The following is an 11,206-nucleotide window of genomic DNA, read 5'->3' as shown; positions in this document are numbered from 1 at the left end:
TTATACGCAAGTCCCATTGCCCGCCGGGCATTCGATCGGATTGACCCACATGTTGTTCCGAAGGTCGGGGTGCGTGTAATCGACGCCGGTATCGATGACACCAACGACCAGACTGCCGGATCCGGTTGTCAATTCCCAGGCTTCGGGCGCATCGATGTCCACATCCGAGCCGTTGTTCAGTCCCCACAGTGAGCTGAATGAGGGGTCGTTGGGAGTCAAATCAAGTTTGACGCTAAAGTTGGGTTCAACGCGGCGGACTTCCGGAATTTGTGAAAACGCATCCAGCATCGCTCTGGCCATGATCACGTCTTCAAACGCATACACCCATTGATCGGTGTTGTCGCTCTGCGCGATCCGCCGTATCGGGTTGCGTCGCGCGAGCAATCGGCGGGCAAGGTCGCTCGCACCGCGGGTGTCATAGCGGTCAAAGGGATTGTTTGAACGCGACTCGGCCGTCGAAGTGGCTGAGAACCCGTCCGGGTTTGGCGGGGCGGCGGGTCGGTCCAGGTGCACAATCCATTGGCCTTGCACAACCTTCACGGTCTTGCCGCCCCAGAAAATTTCGCCGACATCGTTTCCCAGCACGCCGCGTTCCGGCGCAACGCGGGCGTCAAACGAGGTCCACACCGCCTCGGGGGAATCTCCGTCACGATCTGATGGTATGTCAACGGAAAGCTGTGCGGCAAGCAGGCAGCGCCGCTCCAAAACTTCCAGCCGCAGGGGACGACCGGCGACGGCCCGATGGTGTCGTCGTGAGGAGAAACGGATGGACGAGCGAGAGCGGATTGGGATCGGTCGAGTCATTTGCCTTGGCCGTGACAAAACACCTGGCAATCGTCCGTGAAGCGGCCCGTGGGAGAAGAATAAAACTGAACAGGCGTCGATTGTACCGGTCTGTAAATCCGCAGTGGGGCCGATTGACCGGTTCAAGATCGCGGGAGTTGGAAACTTCGCCGGTGAGGGAGAAAAGGCGAGACGCTGCGGCGGTGGCGCGCCGTCGAAGTGCTGGCAACCGACACCTGCACCTAATCACCACTTTTTTTCTGATTTTGGGGTGCGATTATGCGGATCGTGCTGGCGGATGGTAAGATGCTCTGCCCATTTCCGAGAGAGCGGTCTCGCGGGACCCCTCTCAATGAAAGAGAAAACGTCCCCCCTTTTTGCCTCCCTTCCTGTTGGAGATTCAACGTATGTCTCGTTTGATGTTGCCTTTGGCTGTTTTTGGTTTGCTGGTTTGCTCGGTGGTTTCGGCTGAGGAGCAGACGAAGAAGAAAGCCGCGAAAGGTTTGAAGGCCGGCGATTCGATCGGCGCGTTCTACGTCACCAAAGTTGCCGGTGCCGAGGATGACGGTGTCGAGCAAGGTGAGCAGCTTTGCTATCGCTGCAAGTATGGTTCACGCCCGATGGTGATGGTGTTCGCACGCGACACCGGTGGCAAGCTCAACGAATTGGTCAAGGAAATTGATGCGGCCGTCAAAGCGAACGAAGACGCCGAACTGAAAGGCTTTGTGACGTTGATGGGCGAAGACGCCTCGGCACTGAAAGATACCGCCGCCAAAGTCGCCAAGACCTCCGGCGCGACCTCCGTGCCCGTAGTCATCGCCAAAGATAACGTGACCGGACCGAGCAACTACAAGATCGACGAAAAAGCGGCCATCACCGTCGTCCTGGCCAACGACAGCAAAGTCGTCGCGGCACGTAAGTTCAACAGCGCCGAAAAGGTCAACGTTGCCGGCGTCATGAAAGTCGTCAACAAGATGCTCAACTGAGCGCCGATTGCTGGTTGCGTTGAAGGCGGAACGCGCTGTGCGTGCGGTCCGAACAGAACGTGATCCGTATCTACCGATAGCACGGTCGTGAAAGCGACCGTGCTATTTTTTTTAGATCGACAAGACCGGAGGGTTCGCGGCCTACCGCTAATAAATCTGTCAACGAATCGCGGAGCGATTCCGATATCCCGGAGGGATGACAGCGAGTAGCCGGAGGTCAGCGCAGCGCCACCTCCGGGGAATCCGTCGCGAGATTCCCATCGACCCCGGACGGGGTCGCAGCGAATCCATCCGCCGGCGGTGCGGCAGTCCGCCTTGCCGAAAGCGTTGATCGGGATGCTCGTTCACTCAGGGCGGCAGGCCGGGTCCGCAGGTTCAGACGCGATTTGCTTCGACACCCTCCGGGGTCGCGTCGTGCGGGGCGCCGAAGGTCCGGAGGTGTCGCTGCGCTCACCTCCGGCTACTGGCTTTGACCCCGTTCCGGGGTCATGCCACCGCTGGTGTTAGCGGAGCGGCGCGAGCCGTCCGGTGGCAGCGTTGAAAACGCGTTAACGGACCGGAGGGCTTGCGCCCTGCCGCTAACAATGACCCCGTCGGGGCTAGGCCACCGCTGGTGTTGGCGGAACGGCGCGAGCCGTCCGGTTTCGGCGTCGACGACGCGTTACAAGACCGGAGGGCTTGCGCCCTACCGCTAACAATGGACACCCCGTCGGGGTCATGCCACCTGCTTCGGCACGGAAGGCGGTTGGCTGGAACATTCCGAGCGTGTGTGATGCACAGCATCACCTACGGGCTCGGACAATGCATCTCGGTGCGGCCTTGCAATTTTGGTGGTTTCCAGCGCCGCGGTTTACCTTCATGCTCTGACGCATGAATTGGATCTTATTGAGCATCGTTTCGGCCGTCTTGTTAGGGGTGTACGACGCCGCCAAGAAGTGGTCGGTCCAGGCCAATGCGGTTCCGATCGTGTTGCTGGTCAGTGTCTCGATCGGTGCGGTGCTGTATTTGCCGCTGCTGGTGTGGTCGACGTTCTGGAGGGAGACCATCCCGTTTGACTCGTTCGTCGTCGGTCCGCTGAGTTGGCGCGAACATGGATTGATCGCATCGAAAAGCGTGCTGGTGGGCGCGTCATGGACGTTTGCGTTTTCGGCGCTGAAGCATTTGCCGCTTTCGATCGCTGCGCCGATTCGCGCCACGAGCCCGTTTTGGACGATTGTGATTGCGATCTTGTTTTTCGGAGAACGTCCGACGCCGCTGCAATGGACGGGCATCGTCATCGTGCTGATCGGATTTTGGCGATTCACGTTGGTCGGCCGTCGTGAAGGGATCCGGTTCACGCGCAACCGCTGGGTGGCCTTGATGACGGCGGCCACCTTATTGGGGGCGTGCAGTTCCATCTATGACAAATGGTTGCTGCAGACGGCTGGCTTCGATCCGGTCACGATGCAGGCCTGGTTTACGATTGATTTGGTACCGGTGATGGTGCCGCTGGCGATCTGGTGGCATCGGTTCGATGCGCCGAAACGTTCTGCGGGGTCACAGCGTCCGCCCGCCGCCGTCGGCGGGCGGACTTCCCAGCCGTTTCAGTGGCGGTGGAGCATCGCGTTGGTCAGTCCGTTGTTGATTCTGGCCGACTGGTTTTATTTCGTCGCACTTTCCGACCCCGAGGCGCTGGTTTCGGTGGTCTCGGTCGTCCGCCGCAGCAGCGTGGTGATCGCGTTGGGATTTGGGGCAAAAGCGCTCAGTGAAGCGAATTTCCGAGCCAAATCGGCGTGTGTCGCCGTCATTTTGCTGGGCGTGGTGTTGCTGACGTGGCACGGGTGATCGCCGAGGCGTCCGCCGGCAGCTTTTCCGGCACACCGTTTTTCACGGTGATCTTTGACGGTGGTTTTCACGCCCGGCCGGGGCACGTATGCTAGGGCGATTGTATTGGAACGACTTTTGCTGCGATTCTTCCAACGGGTTTGACCGAGGCGGACGGTAGGACACCGTCGCAAACGTCCCATGAGCGAGTTTCTGCTTTATTACAAGCGGCCGGACCCGACGACCTGGGTCTATCTTTCATCGTTCCTGACGATCGGGTTGTACTTCGTCTTTCACCGGTTCTGGAGTATCCGCAATCTGGATATCGTCCTGCTGATTTTGCTGGCGCCAGGATTGCTGATGGTTCATGAGGGCCGGCGGCGGCATCTCCGGGAGATGGAATCGGGTGAGATTGCGACGCGCGGTCAAGCGGATCCGGACACCGAGTCGGCCCGTCCCCGACACATCGTCCCCTCGCCCTTGCGGGAACAGGAACCCTCCGATTCGGCAGGCCGGCCTTTCATTTCAGATTCGGCGTCGGTCTTGGTCACCGTCAATGTCATGCAGACGGACGGCTCGGAATCGGCGGGCCCAACCGGCAGCGTGCCGCCGACGATCCACGAAGAAACCAACCTGCCGTTGGTGACAGAACGGCATGCGCTCGATGAGCGGTTGGAAGCGACGTCGTTGGATCCCGGCCAGACCGAATCCGATGCCGAGCTTTCGGCCAAGCAACTGCAACGCAGCGGGTTCATCATGCTGTTTGCGGTCGAGATGCTGATTTTGATCCGCTTGATGATCGACCCGCTGATGGTGCGGCGTCCGTTGTTGGACCCCAACCTGACCGTCGGCGGGTTGTACTTCATCAGCATCTGCCTGTTTGTCTTCATGATGGTCAACGTCGCCACCAGCACGCCGCGGATGAGCGTCTGGCAGGGTCCGGAGTTGGGCCCGGGGTATGCGTTGATGCATCGCTTGCCGACGATCACGACGCGTCCGGTCAGCCAGGCGCTTGGCGGCGAAGAGGAACCCACGGCCGATGAGTTGGACCAGAGCAAGCGGAGCTGGACGATTCTGGCAAAGGTGCTGGCGATTTCGGCGCACTTGGCGATCATCGTGGGTCTGGTGTTGATCGGCAATCGTCACTTCGGCAACTTGCGCAGCGGCGTCGGTTGCTCGCTGTTGTATTTGATGCTTCCCTACACGGCGCAGATGACCGGTCGTGTGGATCATGCGCTGCCGGCTGCACTGTTGTTGTGGGCGGTTCTCAATTATCGGCGACCGGTTTTTGCAGGGATCTTTCTGGGGCTGGCGGCCGGTCTGGTCTATTACCCGTTGTTCTTGTTGCCGTTGTGGTGCAGTTTTTATTGGCAGCGTGGCGTCCGTCGGTTTGCCATCGGCGTGATCGTGACGTTGGCGATCCTGGTCATGCTGTTGACCTTCGGCGGCACCGATTCGCTGGTCGACCATTTGCGTCGCATGTTTGGGTTGTTCCTGCCGACAAAGGAGCCGCGGGGGATTTGGGGGCTGGGCTGGGATCCTCGCTGGCGGTTGCCGGTGATCGTCGCTTTTGGCATTCTTTGCACGCTGTTCGCAGCTTGGCCGTCGCCAAAAAACCTGGGCACCCTGATCGGTTGTTCGGCCGCGGTGATGGTCGCGGTTCAGTTTTGGCATGGCTATGGCGGCGGGTTGTACATCGCGTGGTTCCTGCCACTGCTGTTGCTGACTATCTTTCGGCCGAACTTACAGGATCGGGTTGCGTTGAAGGTCGTCCAGCGGGGACGATCCGAGGCGGTGCGGCAATCAGGGACTGCCGGCGGAATCCAGACGGTCTAGCAAGAGCAAGAAGCGAACATGGTTGATTCTCCACAGAGCCAGGCGGCAGAGCCCGCCGCGGACCGCTACCAAAGCCTTCTCCAAGCGTCGGCAGAACGGCTGGAAGCACTTCGCTCACGAGATTCCCTGTTTGCGATGATCCGCTTGGCGTTGTTCGGCGCCGCGGTGGCCGTGCTCGCGTTCACGTTCTTTGCCCAACTCGGGACACCGGGCTGGGTCGTCGGGTTTGGCTTGCTGGCCGGCTTTCTGGTCGCGGCGATTTTGAACGAACCGATTCGCGACGCGATGGCTGAGCAGACGCGGGCGAACAAGGTGACCGAGCGATTGCTGGCGCGGACCCGCCGGGACTGGGACGCATTGGATTGGAAAACAACGCGGGCGAAGTTGAAGACCGTCCAGCTGGAAGAGCACCAAAAAGACGTCGCCGATGATTTGGATTTGCTCGGCAAAAGTTCGCTGTTCCAATTGGTCTCCATGACCGGGACCACGATCGGAGTGCGCACGTTGGCGAATTGGTTGACCGGGGTCGCCGACGCAGAGGTCGCGCGGGGCCGCAGTGCAGCGGTCCGCCGTTTGACGCCGCGGAGAGAAGATCGTTTTCGTTTTTATTCCCTGGCCGCGCATGTCGGCGAGGGAACCGGAGACCCTGATGAATTCATCCGCTGGTCGCAATCCGATTCGTGGCTGGAGAAGAACGGCTGGCTGTCAACTTGGGCGAACACTTCCGCCGTGGCGGCGATCGTTTCCGTCCTGCTGCTGATCGCCTCGCGGATCGGCGTGGTGCCGACCTTCGTCGCACAGATCGCGCTCGCGGTGGCAATCGGGTTGGTCGTGATCAACGTCGTCATCACCACGGTCATGCTGGGGCCGGTGCATCAGATCTTTTCGATCGCGATGGCCAGTCGTCAGTCGGTCGACGCGTATCGCGAGCTGTTCTCCGCCGCCGAATGGTTGGAAAGCGAAGGAGCTGGTCAGACCGACGAACAGTCTTCGGAAGATCGACTTGACCATCTTCATCACGTCCTGTTGGATGACCCGGAACAGTCAGCGCGCCTCGGGATGAACGCCCTGGCACGCGTCGCATCGCTCGGATCGTTGCGATCGTCCGCGTCCACGTTCCTGCTGTATTTGCCGCTGCAGGCTCTCGCATTGTGGGACATTCGAGTTCTGCAAAAACTGGAAGCCTGGCAGAAAACCTATTCCCAATCGGTGCCGCGTTGGTTTGACGCGTTCGGGGAACTGGAGACGCTGATGTCGCTGGCGGCGGTTTGCGACGAGAACCCCGCGTGGGTCTTTCCGCACTGGACCGACGCCGGCGCGGATGAAATCCAATCGGCGGTGTTCCAATCCGTAGGGCTGGGGCATCCCTTGCTACCTGATGACAGTCGCGTTTGCAACGACGTCACGGTCGGGCCGGCCGGGACCGTGCTGCTGGTCACCGGTAGCAACATGTCGGGCAAGAGCACGATGCTACGGAGCGTCGGTTTGAACGTTGCCTTGGCCGGCGCCGGCGCGCCAGTGTGTGCGACGTCACTGAGTTTGCCTTCGACCGAATTGGCAACCAGCATTCGCGTCCGTGATAATCTGGCCGAAGGTGTTTCGTTCTACATGGCGGAACTGCATCGGCTCAAAGGGGTCGTCGATCGGGCCCGGGCAATGGCATCCAACAAACGCTGTGTCTCGATGTTTCTGCTCGACGAAATCTTGCAGGGCACCAATTCGCGGGAACGCCAAATTGCCGTCACCCAGGTCTTGCGTCATTTGATCCAATGTGGCGCGATCGGAGCGATCAGCACGCACGATTTGGAGCTTGCCGACGAACCGGAATTGCAGGCGGTGTCGGAGATCGTGCACTTTCGCGAAACGATCACACCGGACGCTTCGGGCAACGAGCAGATGACGTTTGACTATCAGATGCATTCCGGCGTCAGCCCCACGACCAACGCGCTGCGGTTGTTAGAAATCGTCGGCTTGGGATCGCGAGAGTAAAAAAGGTGTCCGACACCTTTTTGGAAGAATGGGGTGATGGGGGAGGATGCGATGGCGCAGAAATCAAGCAGCGGTCGCCTATTCTCTCCGCAACCCGTCAGCGTTGGTTGGCCGCAGCGACGTCGCAAGTCTTTCCCAAGGGTCTGTTTGATGCCCTTAATTGGTCGCGAATGACTTCTTAGGTTCCCCAGCCGCGGAGCTGGAGCAGTCGCGTGCCGCCTCGGTACGAGACGTGCCTTATGAGTCGGAGGGACTGGAAATGAATTGCGTCCCCCGTCTTTATCGAATCACGTTGAATCGCTCGTCAGGCACTCAGGCGAACCTTCTGTGGAGCTTACGTCGTTCGAAATCATGGAAGGCCATTGGTCGATTTCCCCACTTTTTCACAGCGCCTGATGATCAGGATTTTTCATGAGCACAGCATTTGCCAATCCCGTTGACACCAGCCCATCCAAAGGTGCCGCCGGCGGCTCCAGCACGAGCGGCGGCGGATCGACTCCGAGACGCACCGCGGTTGCCGCGGTCATCAATCGCATTGCGAGCCCGCAAACGATCGATTTTGTCGATGTTCCGGCCCAAGAGTACTACTCGACCAACGTCTTCACCAAGTCGGTGATGAAAGATCGATTGCCGAAAAGCGTGTTCAAATCGCTGATCCGAACGATCGATGCAGGGGAGAAGCTCGATCCGGAAATTGCGGACGTCGTGGCGTCGGCGATCAAAGACTGGGCGATGGAAAAAGGCGCGACACACTATGCCCACGTCTTCTATCCGTTGACCGGTGCGACGGCCGAAAAGCACGACAGTTTCCTTTCGCCGACTTCCGACGGCAGCACTCTTTCCGAATTCAGCGGTAAGCAACTCTGCCAGGGCGAGCCCGACGGATCCAGTTTCCCCAGCGGCGGGATTCGCGTCACCTCCCAGGCACGTGGGTACACGATTTGGGACGTCACCAGTCCGGCCTACATCTTAGAGAACCCCAACGGGACGACGTTGTGCATTCCGACGGCGTTTGTTTCTTGGACGGGGGAGGCTCTGGACAAGAAGACGCCGGTGTTGCGTTCGATGCAGGCGCTCAACAAACAGGCTCAGCGAATCCTGAAAATCTTTGGCCACAACGACGGCGCGTTCGTGGCATCGACGGCCGGCCCGGAACAGGAATACTTTCTGGTCGACCGCAACTTCTACTACGCGCGGCCCGACTTGCTCAATGCGGGCCGAACGCTGTTCGGTGCCAAACCGCCCAAGGGGCAGGAGTTTGACGACCACTATTTCGGCGCGATTCCCGAACGCGTGTTGGCGTTCATGTGCGAGGCCGAACGCGAGCTGTTCAAGTTGGGGATTCCCGTCAAGACGCGTCACAATGAAGTCGCCCCGGGGCAATTTGAGGTTGCACCGGTTTTCGAATCGGCCAACGTCGCGGCGGATCACCAGCAGTTGATGATGTTGACGCTGCGTAAGACGGCCGAGAAATATGGCATGGTGTGCTTGATGCACGAAAAACCCTTCGCCGGTGTCAACGGTTCGGGCAAACACGTCAACTGGTCCCTGGGCAGTTCCTCGCAAGGGAACATGCTGGATCCGGGTGAAACCCCGCATGACAACGCCCAGTTCCTGGTCTTTTGCGCCGCCATCATTCGTGCCGTCCACAAGCACCAGGGATTGCTTCGGGCCGTCGTCGCCAGTGCCGGCAACGACCACCGTCTCGGCGCCAACGAGGCACCTCCGGCGATCATCTCGATTTTCCTGGGAGATCAGTTGACCGACGTGTTTGAACAAATCAAGGGCGGTGGTGCGAACAGCTCGTTGCCGTCGGGGACATTGGAGGTAGGCGTCGATGTCTTGCCGCCGTTGCCCAAGGACGCCGGCGACCGCAACCGCACCAGCCCGTTTGCCTTCACCGGGAACCGCTTCGAGTTTCGCGCCGTCGGATCGCACCAATCGATTTCAGGTCCCTTGGTCGCCATGAACACGATCATCGCCGAATCGATCGATTACTGCGCGACGAAGCTGGAAGAAGCGATCGCCAAGAATCCCGATGGACTCAACGCCGCGATCCAGACGCTGCTCTCCGAGATCATCACGGAGTGTTCGCCGATCATCTTCAACGGCGACGGCTACTCGGAAGAGTGGCACAAGGAAGCCGAAAAACGCGGGCTGCTGAATTTGAAAACGACGGCCGACGCGTTGCCGCAATTGGCAACGCCCGAGACCATCGAGATGTTTGGCAAATACGGTGTGTTGTCTGAGCGGGAACTGGAAAGCCGTTTGGAAACCTACCAGGAACAGTACTGCATGACCGTCAGTGTCGAAGCCAGTCTGGCACTGTCGATCGCACGCACGCTGATTTTCCCGGCGGCGATTCGGTATCAAAACGAATTGGCATCGACGTGTGCCAACCTCAAAGCCGTCGGCTATGACTTTGATACCGACACGTTGGATTCGATGACGGCGCTGGTCAAGGCCTTGCAGGAAGGCATCGCAACGCTCGAGCACGCGATCAACGACGTCTCGGCCACCACGCCGGACGACGAGTGCCGGCACTGCTGCGACGCGATCTTGCCGTCGATGCTGGCCCTGCGTGAAACGGTGGACAAGCTGGAGGAAGTCGTGGCCGATGACATCTGGCCGCTGCCGACGTACCAGGAAATGCTGTTCATCAAATGATGCACTTGGCAAGGTCGCCGGACAGCGAAGCATCCGTAGTGTGGTACGGTCAATTCGCTATCCGGTCGGCCTGTCAAGCACCAACCTGGGAGACGGCTTTCGGTCTGGCGTGCCCGCACGGCCGACTGAAAGCTGATCCCACGTTGGTTTCTCGCCATGGCCGTGACGACAGTTTGTCGCGGGGGCGATCTCAGTCCGTTGGGGCTTCTTTCACGTCCCGTCTTTACATCTGAGATTCCTGATTAGGATAGAGGGGTGTCCCGCGTCGGAGTGTCGCCGGCCATCCCACCCCTATCCCCCCCGATCAAGCCAAGACGATGAAAACCACCCTGACCGCAACGTTCACCCTCGTGGCACTGCTCGTGACCGATTGTGCGGTGACGAATTGTGCCGCCGCCGATTGTGGCGGTCCGCTCGCCCGTCTGCTGCGGCGACCCTGCAAGTCCGCGTGTGTCCCCGCAGCCTGTGGGACGTCGTCGCACGTCGATCAACCCAGCGAACTCAACATCATGCTGACGACCGAACTGGTCGCGCTGCGTGAGCAGTTGGAAACGATGAAAGCCGAAGCGGCTGAAAAAGACGAGGCGCTCGCAGCGTCCGAGCAACTGGCGGAAAAGCTGCAAGCCGAGTTGGACGAACAAGCTGTGATGTTGGCCGAGCAGACCAAGCGGGCCGACGCGACGACGAATGAGTTGGCAAAGGTCAAAGAGGCGGCTGCGAAGGCCAAACAGGCTGCCGCGAAGGCCGAGAAAGCCGCCAGTCAGACGGCGGCCAAAGCGAAAGAGCAGCTCGTTCAAGCCCAAGAGCAGAACGCGAATCTGAAAAAACGCGTGCAAGCGGCTAACCGCCAGCTGAAGGCTGCCCAAGAGGCGCTCGCCCAAGAAATGAAGGATCGTGAAGAAGAGCGTCGCCAGAACGAGGAAAAAGCGATCGAGCCCCAGCCCGCCGCGGTAAAAGAGGAAAACACAGCGGCCGACGCCGAGCCCGAATCGGAGTGATCAAGCTCCCCACGGTACGGGTATGAGTGTTGGTGTGCAGGCTTGAGCCCAATACCGCTAAGTTAAGCGTCGTTTCTTCAGATGGCTCGCGCCAAACGGCTGATATTCGTTTGACATCAGCCGGTTCGCGCCAGCGTTCGGGCC

General features: G+C 59.7%; 7 protein-coding genes. 6 read left to right on the top strand and 1 reads right to left on the bottom strand.

The window, feature by feature from the left end; translation table 11 throughout:
* Positions 1–804, bottom strand: a complete 804-nt coding sequence (locus NZK35_RS09890) for a S8/S53 family peptidase (RefSeq protein ID WP_259632375.1) — start codon at positions 802–804, stop codon at positions 1–3.
* Between the two features lie 386 nt (positions 805–1,190).
* Here NZK35_RS09890 and NZK35_RS09885 point away from each other — a divergent pair, with 386 nt between their 5' ends.
* The 6 genes from NZK35_RS09885 to NZK35_RS09860 all read left to right on the top strand — a co-directional run bounded on the left by NZK35_RS09885 (position 1,191) and on the right by NZK35_RS09860 (position 11,062).
* Positions 1,191–1,769: a hypothetical protein gene (locus NZK35_RS09885; protein ID WP_259632374.1), complete on the top strand. Its 579-nt coding sequence runs from the start codon at positions 1,191–1,193 to the stop codon at positions 1,767–1,769.
* Between the two features lie 870 nt (positions 1,770–2,639).
* Positions 2,640–3,593, top strand: a complete 954-nt coding sequence (locus NZK35_RS09880) for an EamA family transporter (protein WP_259632373.1) — start codon at positions 2,640–2,642, stop codon at positions 3,591–3,593.
* A gap of 180 nt (positions 3,594–3,773) precedes the next feature.
* A complete protein-coding gene (locus NZK35_RS09875) occupies positions 3,774–5,408 on the top strand; it encodes a hypothetical protein (RefSeq protein WP_259632372.1) in 1,635 nt (544 codons plus the stop codon).
* Between the two features lie 18 nt (positions 5,409–5,426).
* Positions 5,427–7,397: a MutS-related protein gene (locus NZK35_RS09870; RefSeq protein ID WP_259632371.1), complete on the top strand. Its 1,971-nt coding sequence runs from the start codon at positions 5,427–5,429 to the stop codon at positions 7,395–7,397.
* 411 nt (positions 7,398–7,808) lie between these two features.
* Positions 7,809–10,064, top strand: coding sequence for a glutamine synthetase III family protein (locus NZK35_RS09865; protein ID WP_259632370.1), 2,256 nt, complete (start codon positions 7,809–7,811; stop codon positions 10,062–10,064).
* 317 nt (positions 10,065–10,381) lie between these two features.
* On the top strand, positions 10,382–11,062 hold the full coding sequence (locus tag NZK35_RS09860) for a hypothetical protein (RefSeq protein WP_259632369.1): 681 nt from the start codon (positions 10,382–10,384) through the stop codon (positions 11,060–11,062).
* The last annotated feature ends 144 nt before the right edge of the window (positions 11,063–11,206 follow it).

The sequence above is a fragment of the Stieleria sedimenti genome (assembly GCF_025060895.1).
Taxonomy (GTDB): Bacteria; Planctomycetota; Planctomycetia; order Pirellulales; family Pirellulaceae; genus Stieleria; species Stieleria sedimenti.
The sequence above is the reverse complement of the archived record's forward strand: the minus strand, read 5'-3'. Positions and strand labels throughout refer to the sequence as shown.

Coding starts and splice junctions, on each gene's coding strand:
- NZK35_RS09890 (WP_259632375.1), bottom strand. CDS start 804: ATGACTCGACCGATCCCAATCCGCTCTCGCTCGTCCATCCGTTTCTCC.
- NZK35_RS09885 (WP_259632374.1), top strand. CDS start 1,191: ATGTCTCGTTTGATGTTGCCTTTGGCTGTTTTTGGTTTGCTGGTTTGC.
- NZK35_RS09880 (WP_259632373.1), top strand. CDS start 2,640: ATGAATTGGATCTTATTGAGCATCGTTTCGGCCGTCTTGTTAGGGGTG.
- NZK35_RS09875 (WP_259632372.1), top strand. CDS start 3,774: ATGAGCGAGTTTCTGCTTTATTACAAGCGGCCGGACCCGACGACCTGG.
- NZK35_RS09870 (WP_259632371.1), top strand. CDS start 5,427: ATGGTTGATTCTCCACAGAGCCAGGCGGCAGAGCCCGCCGCGGACCGC.
- NZK35_RS09865 (WP_259632370.1), top strand. CDS start 7,809: ATGAGCACAGCATTTGCCAATCCCGTTGACACCAGCCCATCCAAAGGT.
- NZK35_RS09860 (WP_259632369.1), top strand. CDS start 10,382: ATGAAAACCACCCTGACCGCAACGTTCACCCTCGTGGCACTGCTCGTG.